The sequence below is a fragment of the Microbispora bryophytorum genome (genome assembly GCF_043197435.1).
Lineage (GTDB): Bacteria > Actinomycetota > Actinomycetes > Streptosporangiales > Streptosporangiaceae > Microbispora > Microbispora bryophytorum.
The window spans coordinates 202101-221935 of sequence record NZ_JBICTF010000002.1 but is presented as its reverse complement, the minus strand read 5'-3'; the positions used below and the strand labels follow the sequence as shown (position 1 = coordinate 221935).

Genomic DNA, 19835 nt, shown 5'->3' with positions numbered 1-19835 from the left:
ATTGCTTTTCTGCCTCACCGCCCTGATCCTGCTCTCCCCCTTCAACCGACTTGCTTTGAGGAACGCATCCATGGCTCTCTATGTAGACAGCGCCGACCGCTCGGCCGTCGAACCCCTGCTGGCCACCGGCCTGTTCACCGGCGTCACCACCAATCCCAGCCTGCTGGCCCGCGCCGGAAAGACCCAGGAGGATCTGCCCGCTGTCTTCGCCTGGGCGACGGCCGCAGGGGCGCAGCAGGTGTTCATGCAGACACTGGGTACCACTACTACGGAAATCGTGACCTGTGGAAGACGGATCCGCGACCTGGGTCCGCAGGCGGTGGTGAAGATCCCCGCTTCCCGGGAGGGGCTCGCGGCCGCGCGGGTCCTGACCGACGAAAACGTTCCCATTCTGGTTACCGCCGTCCACCACGCGACTCAGGCGCTACTGGCGCAGGCGGCGGGCGCTCAGTTCATCGCGCCGTACGTGGGGCGCATGACGGACCGTGGGAGGGAAGGCGTCGCCCAAACGGTCCTGATGCAGCGTCTGCTGTCCGGGGCGTCCACGCGCGTGCTCGCGGCCAGTCTGCGGAGCGGGGATGACGTGGCCGCACTGGCCGCTGCGGGCGTACCCGATTTCGCGCTGAGCGCACCGCTGTGTGAGGCGCTTCTGTCGGACGATCTCACGATCGCCGCCGCAGCTGAGTTCGAGGCAATCGGGGCATCGTGGAGCTAGGCTAGAGCGTTGCGTTGATCCTCTGAATCTAAGGGGCGATTCGTCAGCTGATGGTGCGGAGCCCGGGCCACATCGCGGTCCACGACGACTTCAGGCCGGTGCAGACCGAGACGGCCTTGCCCTGCTCCCCGTTCGGAACGCCCAGTCCGTTGTCGATCCGGGCCACATCGTGGCAGCCGACGAAGAACCTGTCCAGTCGGTGGGCCGCCAGTCGCCGACGTGGACGACGACGGTGCGTTGAGCCGGTGGCGGGCCCCATGACCAGTACGAGTTGTGACCGGAGTAGACGGGGGCAGTCCCGATCCGAGCAGGTCGAGTGCGCTCGCCTCGCTGTAGTCGTTGGTCAGGATCACCGCTCGGGCGCGCTCATCGGCGGGCAGGGCTGCCACCGCGCCCTTGACCGTGGAGACGAACGCCGGCCAGCCACAGGCGCCGGTCGGCGCCGGCGAGAAGCCGGACCGCCAGCCACAGGATGAGCGCCCAGGCGAGCAGGTCGAGACCTGTGGTGGTGTCCATGTGGCCGGCGGCGAGATAGCCGGAGACGGCGGCCGTGACGGCCGCCAGGAACTGCGCCCGCCGAGACCCGCCGAGGTCGCGTGAGATGAGCGCGACGAGGACGACGACGAGCGCCGCCTCCACGGCCGGCAGCACCCGGACCGCGGTCGGTGAGACGCTCAGCAGGCCCACCGAGGCGGCGGAGAGCAACGGGGTCAGCGGCGGCTGGTCGACGTAGCCGAAGGCGGGATGCCGGCCCGCCACGACGAAGTACATCTCGTCGCCCAAGAAGCCGTAGGCGCCTGAGAACGCCAGCAGCAGAGCGACTACCAGACCAGCCATCAGGACCACCGGCCAGGGGACGACGAAGGACCGGGTGCGCTGGGTGGTGTCCGGCATGGTCACAGTGCGATCGCGCTACCGCCACGGCACCAGGGCCTGTAGCGAAGTCGACCAGAGCCATTCGTCGATCGCGCGATGAGGATGGAGGGCAGGAGCCGTGCAGGAGCAGGGCAGGTCAGCGGCGGGGTAGCACACCGAGGAGGGTCGCGGTCAGGGCCAGCTTCAAGGAGTCCTTCAGCTCCATGTGGAAGCGGGCCAGGTCGGGTTCGGCCTGGTAGGCCGCCTGCAGGCTGGGTGGGGGTGTGCTGTACGCCGACAGTGCGCCGGCCATGACCATGGTTTGCAGGCTGAACAGTGTCGCGTTCTCGCCCAGCTCCGGCAGGTAGTCCTGGATCAGGGCGGTCATGGTCGCCAGGCGCTCCAGGGATGCGCGCTTGTAGCGTGCGACGACCTCGACGGAGACGTTGTGCTCCAGGACGCTGCCCTGTGCGCCGAAGAGGTCGCACAGCACCACTCGGCTGGAGAGCGAGCGGCTGAGGATCTCGGCCATCGCTGCCGCTCGCTCCGCCATGGGCAGATTCTCGTCGACGCCGGCGGCCAGCTCGTCCGCCAGCTCCGTCAGCCACTCCCGTAGGAAGCGGTCCAGCAGTTCCAGCAGCACCGCCTCGCGGGACTCGAAGTAGCGCAGCACGTTCGGCTTCGCCAGGCCCACCCGGCGGCTGAGCTCGTTCAGGGTGACCGCGGCCACGGGCATCTCGTCGAGCATCGCCGACGCCATGTCGAGGATCGCCCGCCGGCGGATCTCCCGCTGCTCCTCGGTGCGCGCCCGCTGGAAAGTCACGATCGCCAGCCTAACTTAGGTACCTCCGGTACGTTGACAACGTACCGCGAGTACCTTAGCGTCGTCGGTGCAAGATACCTTCGGTACGTTAGTTAGTTGGGAGCCTGACATGGGCGAGAAGTGGACGACGGCCAACATTCCGGACCAGCGCGGGCGGGTGGCCGTGGTGACCGGGGCCAACACCGGACTGGGGTACGAGACCGCCAGGGCGCTCGCCGAGCGCGGGGCGTCCGTGGTGCTCGCCGTACGCGACGTCGAGAAGGGCGAGCAGGCCGCGGCCCGCATGACCGGCGACGTGACCGTGCAGGCGCTGGACCTGACCTCGCTCGACTCCGTCCGGGCCGCGGCGGCGGCGCTGCGGTCCCGGTTCGACCGGCTCGACCTGCTGATCAACAACGCCGGCGTGATGTACACCCCGAAGCAGACCACCCGGGACGGCTTCGAGATGCAGTTCGGCACCAACCACCTCGGCCACTTCGCGCTCACCGGGCTGCTGCTCGACCTGATGCTGCCGGTGCCCGGCTCGCGCGTGGTCACGGTCAGCAGCATCGGCCACCGCGTCCGGGCCGCGATCCACTTCGACGACCTGCAGTGGGAGCGGTCGTACAGCCGGGTCGCCGCCTACGGCCAGTCCAAGCTGGCCAACCTGATGTTCACGTACGAGCTGCAGCGCCGGCTCGCCGCGCACGGCACCACCGTCGCGGTGGCCGCCCACCCCGGCATGTCCAACACCGAGCTCGCCCGCAACGCCCCCGCGGCCCTCCGGCTTCCGCTCACCTGGTTCGCGCCGCTGATCACCCAGACGTCGGCGATGGGCGCGTTGCCGACCCTGCGCGCCGCCACCGACCCCGCGGTGCTCGGCGGCCAGTACTACGGTCCCGGCGGACGCTACGAGGTCATGGGCCACCCCCGGCTGGTCACCTCCAGCCCGGAGTCGTACGAGGTGGCCGTCCAGCAGCGGCTGTGGGCCGTCTCCGAAGACCTCACCGGGGTGAAGTTCCCCGTCGGTCAGCCCAAGCAGAACCCGTTTCCCTCCGCATCGGTCATCACGATCTAGCCCGCGCCGGCAGGAGGCACCGGCTCGTCGCGGAGCAAGCGGACGGCGCCGAAACCGACGAGGCGCTCGCGCTCCGCTTCGAGGGCGGCCATCCGCTCGTCGCCGTGCAGGCCGGGTGCGGCGCGTACGTCCAGGTGCAGGCGGTTCTTGAGGTCTTGCCCTCAGAGACCACTGTGTACTCACCGGCCTTCGATGCCCGGCTGGCCCGGTGTCGATCGAGGGCTGGAATCTCGAGTGGAGTCCGCGGTCGAGGGTCGAGTCAGCGGACCCGCTCTCGACCTGGCTTCGGCTGAGGAACAAAGCCCCAGACCGGCGATCGCCCCCAATCATATGCAGAGGCCACCCGAAGCGAGACGATCGTCAGGACTGCCTGTAAACGATGACATAAAGCATTGTTTGAGCAATTGGCCGGCGACTGTGCACTCGAATGTGCTAAAGGGTGTCTGTGCCTACATCGCGCCTCATTATTTCAGCCAGTCGAGATGCGTGGCTGTCGAGAACCTCGGCCAGAATCCATTTTTTCCCATTGCGCTGCCGTATCATGTGTCCATCTTTCAATCCTTCGTACAGGAGAGCCGAATGAACAAAATAGACATCGTCGACGAGCTCGCTGACCTTGCTCTGCGATTCATTTCCACAAAAGCATCTTATGCAATACAGGGAACGTAGTGCCAGTCGGAGTGTGGCGCTTACGCTTTGCTCGCATGCCCGCTTTTGGGCGTCGTCCGAGAAATCCCCTGTCGCTGCGTCAAGCGACCCGGCCTCCATTAGCCGCTCAATACCATCAAGATAGTGCTTGATTTTTTCGATGTGCATCTGTCGAGATCGTTCGCCGGCATCTTGTCGGCGCCACTCCTGCTCGTTTTGCTCTCGAATTTCATTGGATTTCACCTCCTCTGCTTGTCTATTCCTCTCCCACTGCAGCGCGTCCCTATCGCGCTGCTCGGCCCATCGTGCAAGCTCTTGACGCCATTGCATACGAGAAACAAGCAGCGTTCCCAGGATCGAAGCAACGCTTCCGATAAGGGCTCCAGCGAGCCCCAGCCATGCGGAGTCCATGGTGGGACTATACGTCGACGGACCTTTCCGAGTAACCTCCGCTTGCTTTCAGTAGTCATGTCAAACGAGGCGGCCGTGCTCCAATTGCAGCAGAACGAGTACCGCAGCGGCGAATCAGATAATGCGGCTAGGGTCGAGGCCGACCCGGAGGAGAGCCCTCAATGTGGCCTTGAGCAGGGCGTTCGCTCGTTCGCCGACCCCGTGAATGCCGCGGATGACCACGTTAAAGCTCGTTCGGCTTCGTTCGTGATCGTCCGCTCGGGTCCCAAGGTGGCTCCCGAAACCGGGTCGCGCTACCGACTCATTGGCCCAGACACGGTCACGGTAGGTGCCGAGGAGTTCGCCCGCCTACCTTCATGGTTAGCCTTCCAGCAGCGCGTCAGGGCATCGGCGCGATGGTGTCTTGGAACTCGTGTGCTCCCTTCGAGCTGCGGCCAACTGGCGCCCGGCGGCGGATTCGCCCTGCATGCCCGGCTGCCGCTCGGACCGGCGTGATCACTGCGGCGCCTTCCGTACAGATCGGCAGCGGTAGCGCACAACCTAAGCGCGCCAGGCAGCGGTTCGAGAACGTCAGTCAGGTCTTACGTTCGTTCGCGCTTCTCAACCGTAGCCCTGCGCGTGGCATGCGCCTTGCCGTTCCTGCGCAGCAGGGCGGCCTGGTCTAAAGCGACGTCCCTGGCCGTGCCGGCGAAGTCGGCGACAAAGCGGAGCTGGTCGTCGGTGCAGGCGCTCAGCCGCTCCTGGAGGAAGGCGGCCATCGGCCGGTAGAGCTCGGCGAGCTCGGCGAGTCTGTCGGGTAGTTGGCTGATGATTACGCGCCGACGGTCGCCGGGGTCGTGCTCGCGCCGGATCAGTCGCTGATCCTGCATCCGGTCGAGCATCTTCGTGACGGCGCCTGTGGTCATGCCCATGCGCTCGGCGAGCTGCGTGGGTGTTACGGCCTGACCCGAGCTCACCAGGTTCAGGCAGTGTAGGTCGTTGACGGGCACGCCGAGCTGGTCGGCCACGGCGTTCTGGAACAGCGTCGTCGCACTAACGAACTGCGGGATCTCCGCGAAGGCGGCGGCCTCCAACTCTCCTCGCCCTGTTGACATCCGATTCTCTCCAAGTTAGCTTTCCAAAGAAGTAATCATCTTCAGGAAGTTACTTACCGAAGTGCAGGTTTGGCCTGAAGGGTAGACCATGAAAGCTGTGATCATCGGTGGCGGTGTCGCGGGACCGGTGGCAGCCATGGCGCTGCAAAAGGCCGGCATCGACTCAACCCTCTATGACGCGCATCCCATCAGCGCACACGGTGTGGGCGCCACGATGGGGCTGTCCACCAACGGGCTGGCGGCGCTCCAGATTCTGGGCGTGCACCGTGCTGTCGCCGACGCCGGGTTCCCCTGCCCGCGAGGTGTGATGTGGCTCGGCGACGGCCGGCGGCTCGGCGAGGACGTCCCGACCCCGCTGCCGGACGGCATCACGGCCATCCAGCTTCTGCGCGCCGACCTGTACGCCGTACTGCACGAGTGCGCCGCTACCAGGGGTGTGCGCATCGAGCACGGTAGGCGTCTCGTCAAGGTCGACCACCGCGGAGACCAAGTCGTCGCGCGCTTCGCTGATGGCGGTGAGGCGGTAGGCGATGTGCTCATCGGCGCCGACGGCATGCGTTCGGCGACCAGGCAATTCGTCGCTCCCGGCGCGCCCCGTCCCCGCTACTGCGGCATCTTCGGCACCAGCGGGTTCGCGCACGGCCTCGACCTGGACACCGAGCCCGGCACCTTCCACATGGTGTTCGGCAAGCGAGCGTTCTTCGGCTACGTGCAGCGCGAGGACGGCTGCGTCTGGTGGTTCGTCAACGTTCCCGCCACCAGGGAACCCGCGCCCGCCGAGCTCGCAGCGATCCCTGCCGAACAGTGGCGGCATCGGCTGCGCGAGCTTCTGGTGGTCGACGCCTCACCCGCCGCCCGGATCATCCAGGCCACGCCGCCCGGCTACGGCTGGTTTGTTTCCCATCAGATGAAGGCGCCCAAGACCTGGCACCGGGGCCGGGCCGTACTGATCGGTGACGCCGCCCACGTCACCTCCCCCAGTTCGGGGCAGGGCGCCGCAATGGCCATCGAGGATGCCATGGAGCTTGCCCGTTGCCTGCGGGACCTGCCACTGGCCCAGGCCCTCCCGGCCTACCAGCGGCTACGTGAGGGGCGCCTGCGCAAGGTGCACGTCGGCGCCCAGCAGGTCAACCGAAGCAAGTCCGCCACAGGTGTGGGCCGCGTGCTCCGCGACGCGATGTTCCCGGTGCTCATGAAGCGGTTCGGTAGTCCCCAAGCCCTGGCCTGGCTGTACGACCACCGCATCGACTTCGACAGCACGGTCGTGCCCGGAACGGGATGACGTGACCGTAGCGGCGAGCTCGTGGCCGGGTCCAGCACCTGACGAATCAGCCACGTGCCTCTGCCGCCCAACCATGAATTACTGCCGGAGAGTCGCGACTTCACGAAGATGGAAGCGCTCGGCCAGGGCTGTCACACAGGCGCCGACGGCCTGAAGACGGAGCGAGGTGTAGGCCGAGAGCAGCTCGGACATGCGGCGATAGTCGTGTGTCTCGCGCCTATTGCCTGAGCTGAACTGCTATCCAGCAGCACCTTGTACAAAGTCCCCAACGGCTACCGCGGCACCGCCGGCACAGGGACGACCTGCCCCATCGGCCTCACGACCGGCGCCTGTTATGTCCCCTCTCGGCACAGGCGGGTGCGTTTCTGCTACCACGGATCTCCAGACGCGCCGATGGCCAGGTGTCGCTGATAAGCGGCCACCTTGTTGTTGATGAGGTCGAGACAGGCGTGCAGCTGTGCGAGCTGATCCGCGATGCGGTGCTGGTGCTCGCACAGCAGTTCGAGCCGTTCCGCCTCGTTCCCGGTGCCCTCGCGGACAAGCCGGGCCAGCCGGCTGATCGTCGCCAACGGCATGCCGGAGGAGCGGAACTTCACGCAGTTGGCCAGCCACTCGACATCCCATTCGCTGTACAGTCGCCGGCCTTTCTCGTCACGGCGCACTTCGCCGGCCAGGAGCCCCTCACGCTCGTACAGTCGTAGGGTGTGCACGCTCAACCCGGTACGGCGTGCCACCTCACCTATGCTCAGATCCGCGGTCTCCATCTTCTGGATCATAGGGCGTTGACCTAGACCTCGGTCTAGCACCTAGCCTTCCCGGCATGGCAGATCGCACGACTACTGGCGCCAACGACGACGGATTCGGTGCTACGAGTACCGCCGATGATGTTCTGGCCGGCATCGATCTCAGTGGCAGGACCGTGGTCGTGACCGGTGGTTACTCCGGTCTGGGGCTGGCGGTGACCCGTGCGCTCGCCAGGACAGGGGCTCTGGTGGTCGTGCCGGCTCGGCGGCCCGATGCGGCGCGGCGGGCACTCGCCGACGTGAAAGGGGTCGAAGTCGACAAGCTTGACCTCGCTGACCTCGACTCTGTCCGGATGTTCGCCGAGCGGTTCCGCCGCGGCCACAACACCCTCGACATCCTGATCGCCAATGCCGGGATCATGGCCTGTCCGGAGACGCGGGTGGGGCCGGGCTGGGAGGCGCAGTTCGCTACCAACCACCTGGGCCACTACGCACTGACGAACCTGCTGTGGCCCGCTCTCACGGCCGCCGGCAGGGCCCGGGTCGTCGCGGTCGCCTCTGGGTACAACCCTGACTGGAGCATTCGCTGGGATGACGTGCGGTTCGATCGTGGCTATGACAAGTGGGCCGCTTATGCTCAGTCCAAGCTCGCGAACATCCTGTTCGCCCGCCACCTCGACAAGGTCGGACGAGCGCGCGGGGTTCACGCCTTCTCAGTCAACCCCGGCTGGATCCTCACTTCTCTACAGCGACACCTTACGGTCGGCGAGATGGTCGCAGCCGGCTGGATCGACGCCGACGGAAACCCGGTGCCGGGCCTGTTCAGAACACCTGAGCAGGGGGCGGCGTCCCTGGTCTGGGCCGCGACCTCACCCCTGCTCGATGACCATGGCGGTGACTACTGCGCCGACTGCCGCATCTCGCGGGACGGCCCGACGGACAGCGGTGAGGCGGCCCGTCTGTGGGCGCTCTCGGCCCGTCTCACCGACCTGGATGTCGCCGCTGATGATTCGCGGCAGGACGGTTGATCTCTGGGGTGCGTTCGATCGACCTCGCGCCAGCCGATCATTGCCTCGAACAAACCGCTACCACCAGCAGTATCTGTTCCGTAACCCGAACGGCTTCCGCGGCATCGGCGTCCTGTGCCCGGTCGGCCTCACGGCGGGCGAGGCCTGACAGGCTCTGCAGGTCTCATGGCGAACCGAGGTTCACAGCCAGCCCGCGTCCTCGGCGATTCGGATGGCGTCGATCTTGTTGCGGGCGCCGGTCTTGGTGATCGCGCCGGTGAGGTAGTTGCGTACGGTGCCTGCCGACAGGTGCAGCCGGGCGGCGATCTCCTCGGCGGACGCTCCTCGGGCGGTTTCGCGCAGGACTGTGGCCTCGCGAGGGGTGAGAGGGCTCTCTCCGTACTCCATCGCCGAGGCCACCAACTCCGTGTCCAGCACCCGCAGCCCGGCCGCCGTACGCCTGATGGCGTCGGCCAGGCGGTCGCCGGGGGCGTCCTTGACCAGGAACGCCTCGATGCCTGCCGACAACGCCCGCCGTACCTGACCCGGCTGGCCCATCGCGGTCAGCACCAGGATGCGGCAGGTGGGGAGCACCTCCCGCAGGTGCGCGGCGGCGGTGATGCCGTCCAGGACGGGCAGGTCGATATCGACGATCGCCACGTCCGGCCGCACCCGCAGCGCGGCGGGGACGATCTCGTCCCCGCGCGTCACCTCGGCCACCACCTCAAGGTCGGACTCAAGGCGCAGCAGGGCGGTGAGCGCGGCCCGGATCATGTGCATGTCCTCGGCCAGGAGGACGCGGATCACGTGGGCACCTCCATCGTCAGCCGGAACCCGTCCTCGGACGTTCGCCCGGCCTCAACCGTGCCCCCCACCTGCGCGGCCCGCTCCGCCAGCCCGATCAGCCCGCCGCCAAGAGGCCGGGCACTCTCGGGCCCGTCATCGACCGGGTCGGTAAGGGTCTGCGCGGCATCAGATTGGACGCCGTTGTTGACGATCTCCAGGTGGGTGCGTCCCGCGCGGTTCGAGGTGGTGATCGAACAGGTGGTGGCGCGGCTGTGCCGCAGAATGTTCGTGACACCCTCGCGCACGGCCCAGGCGAGCGCCTCGTCCGCCTCGGGGGACGGGGTGATCTCGGCGAGGTTGACCTGGCAGCCGATGCCGGAGGATTCCAGCAGCGCCACGGCCCGGTGCACCTCATCGGCGAGCGTCATCCGGCGGTAGCCGCGAGCCACCTGACGTACCTCCTGCGCGGCCTCCCTCGCCACTTGGACCAACGCGCCGACCTCGGTCTTCGCGGCGGAGAGATCGCGGTCCATGAGCCGGGCGGCCAGGTCGCCCTTCAACACGATCGCGGTGAGGTTGTGGCCCAGCCCGTCGTGCAGGTCGCGGGAGATCCGCAGCCGCTCCTTCAGTACGGCAGCCTCCGCCAGGTCGGCCCGCGCCTGCTCCAACTCGGCGGTGACCCGGCTCAGCCGCACGACGACGTAGATCATGGAGCCGGTGATGACAATGGTGAGGGCGTAGAAGAACGAGCCGGTCACGTTGTGCCAGATGCCCTGAAGCCACCAGAACTCCACCGCCGCCATCGTCATCACCATGAGGCCGCCCCAACGCAGTGGGAGCAGCAGGAGCACCGGCCCGGCCAGGAGCGGCGCGGTCCCGGCCGACCAGTTGGTGAACCCGACGGCCTCCGGCAGGTAGGTGGCGACCACTTGCACCGTCAATGTCGCGCGGAGCCACCGGGATCGGGTGCCCGTGAACGCCTGCCGTACATGAAGGAAGTGCGGCCAGTAGAAAGCGGTCAACACCATGAGCAGCCGGGCGTTGAGCGACGCGGAGGTGGTGACGAGGGAGACCACGAGGGGGATGATCGTGTAGCCGACGCTGACCAGGACGATCAGCGCGATTCCAAGCCGCCGCGCGGAGGTGGAGTTCATGATCGCCCCATTATGACCATCTGGATTCCCAGCGGAACCACCTCCTGATCGACAGGAGCGCGACCCCCGCCCACACCGCCAGAACCAGAGTCGGTACGGCCGCCGCCACCAGGTCGGAGCCGAGTGTGCCGGGCCCGTAGGAGGCGCGGACCGCGTCCACCACCGCGCTGGTGGGCAGGGCGGCGAGGAATGGGCGCAGCCAGGAGGGCAACAAGTCCATGATCGAACCCATCGCTCCGGACGCGAGGCCGGCCAGGAAGAAGAACGGCAGAGTCATGGGCGCCGCAAGCTCCCCGCGCGGAATCGCGGCCGTCCAGGCCACCCCCAGCGTCGCCAGCACCGCCGAACCCGCGACCGCGAACACCGCGAACAGCACGGGATTCCTCGGCAGCGGCACATCGGCCAGGAGGTGTACGGCCACGGCTGACACGATCATGAGGGCGACCGTCTGCGTGACGGTGTTCGCCACCTCGCCGAGGAGAATCTGCCGGTCGGTGAGCCGGGTGGTGCGTAGCCGTTTGAGCAGGAGCTGGTCACGGCGCATGGTCAGGGCGACGGTGATGTTCAGGAACGCGGTCCCCGAGAGGATGAGCGCCAGCGTCCCCACGAACATCTGCGCCGCTGCCGTGACACCGTCGGCCTGAACGTTGCGGATCAGCGCCGGCATCCCGATCGCCAGCCCCAGCGGGGTGATCACGGAGGCGGGCAGCATGCCCTTGTCGCGCCAGAACAGCAGGGCGCTCAGCTTGTAGGTGGCCGCGAGGCTCATCGACGTGGGTCCCATCGGAAGAGGAAGCGGACCGCGACCAGGCCGAGGAGGGCCCAGACGGTCAGGTTCAGAACGGGCCCGGTCAGCGTCGTGAGCTCGCCGCCCCGGTAGGCGAGCCGCGCGATCTCGACCATGGCTCCGGTCGGCAGCAGGTCGAGTGTCCACCGGACCCAGCCGGGAAGGAGGCCGGTGACGAACGGCCCATATCCTCCGGCCCCGACCGTGGTGGCCAGAATGAACGGGATCGTGGCGGGGGCGTTCAGGTCGGGGCGCCGGGTCACGATCGAGAAGACGGCGCCGATCGTCGCCAGCACCCCAGCCACCGCGACGACGCACGCCGCGAACAGCAGCGGCAGCTCGGGCGGCGGTAGGTAGGTGAAGGTGTAGAGGATCACCGAGACGACGGCCGACAGGAGAGTGGCCTGCGCCACGATGTTGACCAGCTCGCCGCCGATGACGGCCCGCCCGCGCAGGCCCGAGGCGCGCAGCCGCTTGAGAACCAGCATCTCCCGACGGGTCGACAGCGTCACGGCCGTCTGGGTGGTCGCGACGATGGTCAGGACCATGGCGAGCATGCCGAGATGTATGCCGAGCACCACCTCCACGTCGCGGCTCCTGAGCGAGGCGGCGATCAGCAACGGCAGGCCCGCGCCCAGGCAGACGCCGAGCACCGCGACGCCGCCGACGGCCCGCCCGTCGCCCCAGAACAGCCGCCCGCCCAGCCGCGCCACGGCCAGCACGTCACGCACGGGCGCCACCCCTTCGGGCAGGGCGGTCGCTTTGAGTTCCATGGTCGCTTCGGGCGGGCGCGTTATTTTGCGACATTTCGTCGTTTCGGGCCAGCTCTAGGAACAGGTCCTCCAGCGAGGCCGTCCGGACCTCCAGGCCGCGCAGGGGCAGGCCGCGTTCGCTCGCCCACCCCAGCAGCGTCTGGGCGGCCAGGTCGGGATCGGCGGCCTGGACAATGGCGAGCCTGCCCCGCACGGTCGCGGGAAACGGCAGCTCCCCGGAATGAATCATGGACGGGAGCTCGAACGAGACCCGCCCCACCCGTGCGGCCAACGTCTCGGCCATGCCGCCCTCGACGACGATCTCACCCTTGTCCATGATGGCCAGGTTCGTCGCCAACTGCTGGGCCTCCTCCAGATAGTGGGTGGTCAGCAACACGGTCGTGCCCTGGGCGGCGAGGTCGCGGACGACCTCCCAGATGTTGCGGCGGGCCTCGGGGTCCATGCCGGTTGTCGGCTCGTCCAGGAACAGCACGTCGGGTCGGCCCAGCAGGGCCAGCGCCAGGTCCAAGCGGCGTTTTTCACCGCCGGACAACTGCCGGACCTTCGTCTTCGCTTTCGCCGTCAGGCCCGCCAACTCCAGCGCCTCGCCCGCGGGGCGCGCGGCGGGGGTGAAGTCACGCCAGATCTCAACCGTCTGCCCGGCCGTCAGATCGGGGAAGAATCCGGCCTCCTGCACCATGATGCCGACGTTGCCGCGCACCTCGGCGCGGTCTTTGACCGGGTCGAGGCCCAGCACCCTGACCGAACCGGTGTCCGGCTTCTGGAACCCGGTGAGCAGTTCTATCGTCGTGGTCTTGCCCGCGCCGTTGCGGCCGAGCAAGGCGAAGACCGTTCCCGCCTCGACCTCGAACGAAATGTCGTTGACCGCCTGGAATCCGCTGTAGCTCTTGCTGAGATGGTTCACCTGAATCGCTGCCACGCCCCGATCCTTCGTGAGGAGCGGTCACGGAAACAGTGAGCAATTCACAACCTGGTGCCCCGACCGGGCTGACGACCTCTCTGGATCGGGGGTTCCTCAGCTGGGCCGATCTCATCGCGGGGCTCCTCGATGCCGGACCAGACCTCGTTGTCGGAATCCATGGGCGCGAGTGTGGGCGCCGACCTGCCCGAGACCGAGAGATCTTGCCGTCTCTGGTGGGGCAGTCAGTATTTGACGAGCCCGCCCTCATCCGAAGGGCGGGCGTTGCGCGGGGGGCGTCAGTCCATGCCACGCCGTCCGGGAGTCCAGAACGGTTTCACGACGACGGCTTTACGGGGCCAGCCGCGTTCCCGGACGAGGTGAGCACGCACGGCCTGGCAACTACGGGCCTCTCCGGCGAGGTAAGCGACGCCCGGCGTATCTGGGAGCTCCAGGGAGCGGACCACGTCGGCGAGATCGGTCGGCCGACACCTCCAGGTGAGGCGATCCGCATGTTCCAGCGGGAGACGGTCGTCGGGGTCTTCGACCGAGATCGCGCCATGTGCGATCGCGGACGGCGGCAACGCGCGCAGCATCGCTCCGAAGGCGGCGGTCGCGGTCTCGTCGCCGGCGAACAGGTGGTATCGCGCATCCTCGCGGAGGACGAGCCTGCCTTCCGGCGGGGTGAGAGCCGCCTGGTCACCGACGCGTACCCGCCGCGACCACTCCGCTCCGGGCCCGGCGGACGAGTGGTCGAGTATGCACAGGTCGAGGCGGCCGGTGGGGGAGTAGTCCCAGATCGAGTAGGTCCGAAGTAACCCACGCAGCCACGAGCGGGGCGAGCGGGGGTCGCCGACGCGCAGACGGGTGTGCATGCCTGGCACCCAGGTCAGGTCGCGCAGATCAGGGCCGGTGATCCGGACCCGGCGCATGCGTGTGGAGATCTGCTCGATCTCCTGGATGGTTCCGTACAGGAACATGCTCATCGTGCCGACTCCCAGCGCTCGCCCGTGGGCAGGTTTACCACTGTCAGATCCGTTCCAGCCAGGGTGATCGCGTCTGAGGCGGTGCCTGTGGTGCGGAACAGCGCCGAGAGCGGATCGCGCCCGTGGGCGTCGTGCACCGGGACCAGCACCTTCGCGCCGAGTACGGACGCCCCGGCCACGGCCTGGGCGGGACCCATCACCAGCGGCGGTCCGAGCAGCGGCCGCAGGCCGTTCACCGGCAGCAGGGCCAGGTCCGCCGGTGGATGCTCGGCGCGATACCGCACCAAGAGCGCGACGTCGGCGATCTCTCCGCCGAAGAACAGCCGGGATCCCGCCGTGCTGAACGCGTAGGCGTTGTTGGGCCACACCAGGGTCCGCCCAGCAGGCACGACCCGCATGGACAGCTCGGGCGCGATCTGCCGCGTCTCGCCCCAGCGCACCTGCTCTGCGCGCCGGAAGCCCAGCGCCCTCGCCCGGCGGGCCATGCCCGCGGTGGGCACGTACAGCGGCGTGGAGTCCTTGCCGGGGAACGCGCGCAGCCCGCGCAGGTCCCAGTGGTTGGTGGCCGGATTGGTGACGACGATCGCGGCGAGTGGCGGCAACTCGGCGACCCGCAGCCCGAGTGGCTCGCCGCGGCGCAGGAACCATCGTTCGGTGAACCACGGGTCGGTGAGCACCGCGTGGCCGTCCATTTCCAGCAGCACACATGAGTTGACCACGCGGGTGACGGCGATCGCTTGCTTGAGCATGCGGCCAACGGTGCCGGTTAATGTACGCATGAAGTCAAGCGAGGAACTGACGATCGGAGAGTTGGCGGACCGGTTCGGCCTGGCCACGCATGTGCTGCGGCACTGGGAGAGCGTGGGCCTGATCGAACCCGCTCGGCGTGCCGGTGGTCAGCGGCGCTACGGACCGGACGCGCTGGTGCGAGTAGCGCTGATTCTGATGGGAAAGGAAGCCGGTCTCGGATTGCGCGAGTTGAGCGCCGTGCTGTCGGCTCCCGATCCGATGGACCACCGGGATCTGTTGCGCCGTCACGTCGTCGAACTGGAACAGCGCATCGCACAGGCGCACGCGGCCAAGGAGCTGATCGAGCACGCCCTCGCCTGCCCGCACAGGTTCGCGGACTGCCCGCACGCCCACGAGCAGATCACGGCGCGTATCCCGTCCCGCCGGACGGACCGTGCCGCCGATGCCTGCGACGAGGTGCTGTCACCAGCACTGTTTGGATGCGGTGGGCAGTCGCAGCAGTGACCGCCGGCGCGTCAGAACCGGAACCGTACGATGCGAGTGGAACGTTTCACGGCAGCGACGCTACGCGTGGTCAAGGAACTGTGAACAGCTCCCGGGCTGCTGCCCGCTCGTCCGGTCTCCTGCCCCGTGGGCCTGACGACCTCCGAGCGGCGTCGCGCTGCTCGGAGGTCTCACGATTTCGGCGCCGATGCATCGCTACGGCGAACGATCTCAGGGTTGCGCGTGCCGGTCGAGGCCGAGCGTGGCGATGAGGTCTTCGTGGAGCTCGAACCAGACGCGATGGCAGGAGTCCACGCCGGTGCGGTCGACCCAGGAGCCGTCCCCGGCCCGGGCGCGCGCCAGGGCTGTGGTGAATCGTGTGTCGTATCCGCGGAACCGCGTGAGGACGCGGCCGAGCCGGTCCGCGAGCGGCGTGAGTGCCCGGTCGACGCAGGCGAGCTCATGGAGCACACCGGCGTCCCAGGTGGGATCGGAGTGGTCGTTGACGGCGAGCCGATCGCCCGCGGTGGGCCGCAGTTGCCAGTCGGTGCAGGCTTGCAACAGGAGGGCGTTCAGCGGGAGGAACGCCCGGTAGACGTCCCGGACCTCGTCGGCGGCGCCGGCGCGGGTGAGTTCGGCCGCGAGCAGGCGCTCGTTCTCGGCCCGGCCCGGTTCGGTCAACGACCAGCCTCCGTCGCCGGCGAAGGCCGTGTGCTCGACCCAGCCACGTGCCTCGGCGTCGAGCAGCATCTCTTTCGTCGTGGCCGCGTCGAGGCCGTACCGACGAGCGATCACCGCGGTGTCCGCGAACCCGGTGATACGAACGGCGTGCAGCACCAGGAGGACGAGCGGAGAGTCCCGCGTCACGAGCCGCCGTCCTGTCGCGCTGTCAGGCGGGTGTAGTGCTGCTGGCACGCCTGCGGGGAGTTGAACCCCATCACGTGCGCCATCTGCGCCCAGGTCAGTCCTGCGCTCCGGGCGATGAACAGCAGGGCGGATTCGAGTCCGTCGACCTCGGCTCGTGCGGCGGGCAGGAGGGCGAGCGCGCTCAGAACGTCCTCCGGGTCCAGGTCGGCGTTGCGCCAGACGGCGAACTGCACAAGGTCGACCGCGGACGGCGGGGCGGGTGAGGGGCGCCACGGGCGGGCGTCGAGCTCGTCCGCGCCCAGACTTAGAAGACGGTCGCGTGCGTCCCGCTCACGCTGTGCCTGGGCGTGGTCGGCGTGCACCCCGTCAGCCATCTCGTGCTTGCGTTGCATGGCTCTCACAATGCACAATCAACAAATTGTTGTCAATCTTCTGTTGAAGGGCGGAGCGGGTGATCGTACCTCTCGTGGAGGCCGTCGCCGAGACCTGCGGGGGCAAGGCCGGCGCACTCGGCGCGTTGCTCCGCGCGGGCCTGCCGGTTCCCGACGGCTTCGTCGTCCCGTTCGCCGCCTACCTCGCCGCTGCCCGCGACCTGGACCTCGGGCGATTCGCCGGTGAGCCGGACGACGCCGACGCGGTGCGGCAGACGATCGAGGCCCGCTCGGTGCACGCGGACGTCATCGATGCGCTGGGAGGTGCGCTCGACGACATCGGCGACCCACCCGTGGCGGTGAGATCATCGGCAGCCGGGGAGGACACCGGCCAGGAGTCGGCGGCCGGTCAGCACGAGAGCTTCCTCGCCGTGCACGGAGTCAGTGCGGTCGCCGAGGCCGTGCGCGCCTGCTGGGCCTCGCTGTTCTCCCCGCGTGCCATCGCCTACCGGGCCGCCTACCGGGCCGACTCCGGCCGCGACGGCCGCGACGGCCGACCACCGGACGATCTTTTGATGGCCGTCATCGTCCAGCGCCATCTGGACGCCGAGATATCCGGCGTCATGTTCACGCCCGCGGACCCGGACGACGCGACCCGGATCGAGGCGTCCTGGGGCCTCGGTCCCAGCGTCGTCGAGGGCAAGGTCACCCCTGACGCCTACCGCGTCGCCGAGGACGGGTCGGTCACCCGCACCGTCGCGGACAAACAGCAGCGCCTTGACCGGCGCGGCACGCGGCTCGTCGTCCGCGACGTGCCCTCCGCCGCCCGGAACCAGCCGACACTCGACGACGCGACCGCCGCGCGGCTGGCCACGCTGGGCGCACAGATCGCCGCCGCGCTCGGCGGACCGCAGGACGTCGAGTGGGCGATCGCCGACGGCCGCACCTGGGTTCTGCAAGCACGGCCGGTCACCGCCGCACCCCCACCACCGACGTCGCCTTCCGGCGCCTCCGCCGTCCCGGCCGCCACCTTCGCCGGAACGCCGGGCAGCCACGGGACCGTGACCGGCACCGCGAGGATCGTCCGTGGTCCCGGCGACTTCGCGCGCGTGCGCCCCGGCGACATCCTCGTCTGCCCCTTCACCGACCCTGCCTGGACGCCGTTGCTGCGCATCGCCGCGGGCGTCGTCACCGAAACCGGAGGCGTGCTCTCGCACGCCGCGATCATCGCCCGAGAGCACGCCATCCCCGCGGTCCTCGGCGTTCCGAACGTGACGAGCAGGCTCCGCGACGACACCGTCGTCACCGTCGACGGCACCTCCGGCACCGTCACGGCGACGAACGCGTGACTGATCACTTCCGTTCGCGGGCGAAGCGTCCCGCCGCCGAACCCCCACGTACGGATCGAAAGGAGAGGGGGAAACGGCCCGCGCGGGCCCCGTCCCCGCCTACGCATGACAACTCGACGCCTCTACCTGACACGCCACGGCGCGGCCGACGCGTTCGGGGAGCTCACCGACGCCGGGCGCCGGCAGGCCGGCCTGCTGGGCGAACGGCTCGCCGGCCTACCGGTCGACGCCGTGTGGCACTCGCCGCTGCCACGGGCCGCGGCGAGCGCGCACGAACTCGCCCGCCATCTCCCGGACGTGCCCGTGGCCGAGGCCGCCGAACTCGTCGACCACGTGCCCTACGTGCCCAGCGCGGCCGAGACGCCCCCGTCCTGGGCCGGCTTCTTCGACGGTTACGACGACACCGAGGCAGCCTCGGGGCGGCGGCTCGCCGAGGCGCTGATCGCCCGGTTCGCGAAGGTCTCCGACCCTGGCACACAAGGGACCGGGTCCGGCGCACACGAGGTCCTGGTGACGCACGCCTATCCGATCGCGTGGCTGGTGCGGCACGCACTGGACGCGCCGCCGTCCCGGTGGCTCGGGTTGAACAGCGCCAACACCGCGCTGACGGTGATCGAGTATCGCGACGGCCTGCCGCCCACGATCGTGATGTTCAACGACATGAGCCACCTTCCGCCCGACCTGCGGTGGACCGGGTTCCCCGCAGGCATCCGGCCGTGAGGCGGTTGCCGCTGCCCGTACGCGCGTAACGCCCCGATCGTCACGGACCTCGGTGACTACGGCATTCCCGTGACGGTCGGCCCGCAGCCCGCAGCCCGTCGGCCCCCGACCGGCCCGCCTGCTCCGGCGCGTGCCGGTCAGGCGTCCCGCGACGCGACCGACTCCCGGAGGCGGATGGGCATCGGCACGCGATGCACGGCGCCTTCCCCACCGCTGCCTTCCCCACCACTGCTCTTCCCGGCGGCGCCCTCCGCGCCGTCGGCGTCACGGTCACGGCCGATCTCCGTGAACAGCACGTCGACGGCCTTGCGGCCGAGCTCGTAGTGGGGGAGGGCCACCGTCGTGAGCTGGGGACGCATCCACGCGGCGATGGGATGGTCGTCGAAGGACACGACGGAGACGTCGGCGGGCACCTTGAGCCCGAAGTCGTCGAGTGCCTGGTAGGCGCCCAGGGCGACCCGGTCGTTGAAGCAGATCAACGCCTGCGGGCGCTCCTTCTTCAGCAGTTCCCGGGTCACGGCGAGGCCGTACTCCGGTTGCCAGTCGGCGCAGACGTGGCCGCCCGCCGGTTTGACCCCCGCCTCGGCGAGCACCTCGCGGATGCCGATGAGCCGTTCGACGGCGGCGACACTTCCCCCGGCGGGGACGTTGCGCCGTCCGGGGCCGGCGCCGATCAGGTGGATGCCCTCGCGATGGCCGGCGTCGAGCAGGGCCCTCGCGGCGACGCGTCCGGCCTCGATCTCGTCGGGGATGACCGAGGGCAGCGCCGACGGCTGTTTGGGGAGCGCGTTGAGCAGGACCGCGGGGGCGGCCGCCATGCCCTTCGGCACCTTGATGGTTCTCGTGTACATCGAGGCCAGGATGATCCCGTCCACCTGACGGTCGTGCATGGCCTGCAGCAGGAGCCGCTCGAGTTCGGCGTCCCCCTCCGTCTCTCCGATGAACAGCATGAAGCCGCGCTCCCGCGCGGCCTCGAGCGCTCCCTTGATCATGTCCCCGGCGAGCCGTGACGTGGCGACCGTGTCCGAAACAAAGCCGATAGTCCGTGTTGTCCCAGTTCGCAGGCCTACGGATACGATGTTTGGCCGGTACTGCAACTCGGCCGCGGCCTTCAGGACACGCTGCTCGACATCCTGAGAGATGCGCAGCTCCCGGCCGCGTCCTGACAGCACGAGCGACGCGGTGGTCGGCGAGACGCCCGCGATCTTGGCGACGTCCGCCAGAGTGACCCGTCGTGGGCTCACCGAGCGACCTCCTGCGATGTGGGGGTTGACAC

At 68.7% G+C, this 19835-nt stretch carries 23 protein-coding genes; 7 read left to right on the top strand and 16 right to left on the bottom strand.

The features are described from left to right. Positions 1-70: 70 nt before the first annotated feature. Entirely contained in the window at positions 71-715 is a 645-nt protein-coding gene (locus tag ACGFIB_RS05905; RefSeq protein ID WP_357242065.1) for a transaldolase family protein, read from the top strand. 43 nt (positions 716-758) lie between these two features. Here ACGFIB_RS05905 and ACGFIB_RS05900 read toward each other — a convergent pair whose 3' ends face one another. The 3 genes from ACGFIB_RS05900 to ACGFIB_RS05890 all read right to left on the bottom strand — a co-directional run bounded on the left by ACGFIB_RS05900 (position 759) and on the right by ACGFIB_RS05890 (position 2393). Then, positions 759-881 carry a hypothetical protein gene (locus ACGFIB_RS05900; protein WP_393368860.1) on the bottom strand — a complete coding sequence of 41 codons (123 nt, stop codon included), beginning with the start codon at positions 879-881 and terminating at the stop codon, positions 759-761. 200 nt (positions 882-1081) lie between these two features. Continuing rightward, a complete protein-coding gene (locus ACGFIB_RS05895; protein WP_393368857.1) occupies positions 1082-1609 on the bottom strand; it encodes a glycosyltransferase family 39 protein in 528 nt (175 codons plus the stop codon). 118 nt (positions 1610-1727) lie between these two features. Next, positions 1728-2393, bottom strand: a complete 666-nt coding sequence (locus ACGFIB_RS05890) for a TetR/AcrR family transcriptional regulator (protein WP_393368854.1) — start codon at positions 2391-2393, stop codon at positions 1728-1730. 109 nt (positions 2394-2502) lie between these two features. Here ACGFIB_RS05890 and ACGFIB_RS05885 point away from each other — a divergent pair, with 109 nt between their 5' ends. Continuing rightward, positions 2503-3450 carry an SDR family NAD(P)-dependent oxidoreductase gene (locus tag ACGFIB_RS05885; RefSeq protein WP_393368851.1) on the top strand — a complete coding sequence of 316 codons (948 nt, stop codon included), beginning with the start codon at positions 2503-2505 and terminating at the stop codon, positions 3448-3450. Positions 3451-3882: 432 nt separating this feature from the next. On the opposite strand, the gene ACGFIB_RS05880 is transcribed toward ACGFIB_RS05885, so the two are convergent. Together ACGFIB_RS05880 and ACGFIB_RS05875 are read right to left on the bottom strand one after the other, a co-directional pair. Further along, positions 3883-4509, bottom strand: a complete 627-nt coding sequence (locus ACGFIB_RS05880; protein WP_393368848.1) for a hypothetical protein — start codon at positions 4507-4509, stop codon at positions 3883-3885. A 581-nt stretch (positions 4510-5090) separates the two neighbouring features. Further along, positions 5091-5603 carry a MarR family winged helix-turn-helix transcriptional regulator gene (locus ACGFIB_RS05875; protein ID WP_142567548.1) on the bottom strand — a complete coding sequence of 171 codons (513 nt, stop codon included), beginning with the start codon at positions 5601-5603 and terminating at the stop codon, positions 5091-5093. Positions 5604-5691: 88 nt separating this feature from the next. Here ACGFIB_RS05875 and ACGFIB_RS05870 point away from each other — a divergent pair, with 88 nt between their 5' ends. Continuing rightward, entirely contained in the window at positions 5692-6885 is a 1194-nt protein-coding gene (locus ACGFIB_RS05870; protein WP_393368844.1) for an FAD-dependent oxidoreductase, read from the top strand. A gap of 368 nt (positions 6886-7253) precedes the next feature. Here ACGFIB_RS05870 and ACGFIB_RS05865 read toward each other — a convergent pair whose 3' ends face one another. Continuing rightward, the gene (locus ACGFIB_RS05865) at positions 7254-7649 is read right to left on the bottom strand and encodes a MerR family transcriptional regulator (protein ID WP_142567546.1); all 396 of its coding nucleotides are present in this window, start codon (positions 7647-7649) and stop codon (positions 7254-7256) included. A 56-nt stretch (positions 7650-7705) separates the two neighbouring features. Between ACGFIB_RS05865 and ACGFIB_RS05860 the strand changes: the two genes are divergently transcribed. Continuing rightward, complete coding sequence (locus tag ACGFIB_RS05860; RefSeq protein ID WP_393368840.1) at positions 7706-8656, top strand: oxidoreductase; 951 nt, start codon at positions 7706-7708, stop codon at positions 8654-8656. 180 nt (positions 8657-8836) lie between these two features. Here ACGFIB_RS05860 and ACGFIB_RS05855 read toward each other — a convergent pair whose 3' ends face one another. From ACGFIB_RS05855 to ACGFIB_RS05825, 7 genes are all read right to left on the bottom strand, one after another. Then, positions 8837-9442 (bottom strand): response regulator transcription factor, encoded by a 606-nt coding sequence (locus tag ACGFIB_RS05855; protein WP_142567544.1) that lies wholly within the window; start codon positions 9440-9442, stop codon positions 8837-8839. Continuing rightward, positions 9439-10575, bottom strand: coding sequence for a sensor histidine kinase (locus ACGFIB_RS05850; RefSeq protein WP_393368837.1), 1137 nt, complete (start codon positions 10573-10575; stop codon positions 9439-9441). The genes ACGFIB_RS05855 and ACGFIB_RS05850 overlap by 4 nt, the downstream gene beginning before the upstream one ends. A gap of 10 nt (positions 10576-10585) precedes the next feature. Next, entirely contained in the window at positions 10586-11359 is a 774-nt protein-coding gene (locus ACGFIB_RS05845) for an ABC transporter permease (RefSeq protein ID WP_357248059.1), read from the bottom strand. Beyond that, positions 11341-12093, bottom strand: a complete 753-nt coding sequence (locus ACGFIB_RS05840; protein ID WP_393368833.1) for an ABC transporter permease — start codon at positions 12091-12093, stop codon at positions 11341-11343. The genes ACGFIB_RS05845 and ACGFIB_RS05840 overlap by 19 nt, the downstream gene beginning before the upstream one ends. Next, positions 12086-13054 carry an ABC transporter ATP-binding protein gene (locus ACGFIB_RS05835; protein ID WP_393368830.1) on the bottom strand — a complete coding sequence of 323 codons (969 nt, stop codon included), beginning with the start codon at positions 13052-13054 and terminating at the stop codon, positions 12086-12088. Before ACGFIB_RS05835 ends, ACGFIB_RS05840 begins: the two co-directional genes overlap by 8 nt. A gap of 278 nt (positions 13055-13332) precedes the next feature. Further along, on the bottom strand, positions 13333-14019 hold the full coding sequence (locus ACGFIB_RS05830; protein ID WP_393368827.1) for a siderophore-interacting protein: 687 nt from the start codon (positions 14017-14019) through the stop codon (positions 13333-13335). Continuing rightward, the gene (locus tag ACGFIB_RS05825; RefSeq protein WP_393368825.1) at positions 14016-14768 is read right to left on the bottom strand and encodes an MBL fold metallo-hydrolase; all 753 of its coding nucleotides are present in this window, start codon (positions 14766-14768) and stop codon (positions 14016-14018) included. The genes ACGFIB_RS05830 and ACGFIB_RS05825 overlap by 4 nt, the downstream gene beginning before the upstream one ends. 28 nt (positions 14769-14796) lie before the next feature. Here ACGFIB_RS05825 and ACGFIB_RS05820 point away from each other — a divergent pair, with 28 nt between their 5' ends. Continuing rightward, positions 14797-15273, top strand: a complete 477-nt coding sequence (locus tag ACGFIB_RS05820) for a MerR family transcriptional regulator (RefSeq protein WP_393368822.1) — start codon at positions 14797-14799, stop codon at positions 15271-15273. 210 nt (positions 15274-15483) lie between these two features. Here the strand turns inward: ACGFIB_RS05820 and ACGFIB_RS05815 are convergent, their stop codons facing one another. Continuing rightward, complete coding sequence (locus ACGFIB_RS05815; protein WP_393368819.1) at positions 15484-16119, bottom strand: helix-turn-helix domain-containing protein; 636 nt, start codon at positions 16117-16119, stop codon at positions 15484-15486. Beyond that, entirely contained in the window at positions 16116-16511 is a 396-nt protein-coding gene (locus ACGFIB_RS05810; RefSeq protein ID WP_357016552.1) for a DNA-binding protein, read from the bottom strand. The genes ACGFIB_RS05815 and ACGFIB_RS05810 overlap by 4 nt, the downstream gene beginning before the upstream one ends. A gap of 59 nt (positions 16512-16570) precedes the next feature. On the opposite strand from ACGFIB_RS05810, the gene ACGFIB_RS05805 reads away from it, so the two are divergent. Together ACGFIB_RS05805 and ACGFIB_RS05800 are read left to right on the top strand one after the other, a co-directional pair. Further along, entirely contained in the window at positions 16571-17839 is a 1269-nt protein-coding gene (locus ACGFIB_RS05805; RefSeq protein WP_393368815.1) for a PEP/pyruvate-binding domain-containing protein, read from the top strand. 105 nt (positions 17840-17944) lie between these two features. Next, positions 17945-18559, top strand: coding sequence for a histidine phosphatase family protein (locus ACGFIB_RS05800; protein WP_393368812.1), 615 nt, complete (start codon positions 17945-17947; stop codon positions 18557-18559). Positions 18560-18696: 137 nt separating this feature from the next. On the opposite strand, the gene ACGFIB_RS05795 is transcribed toward ACGFIB_RS05800, so the two are convergent. Next, a complete protein-coding gene (locus tag ACGFIB_RS05795) occupies positions 18697-19803 on the bottom strand; it encodes a LacI family DNA-binding transcriptional regulator (protein WP_393368810.1) in 1107 nt (368 codons plus the stop codon). Positions 19804-19835 lie beyond the last annotated feature (32 nt).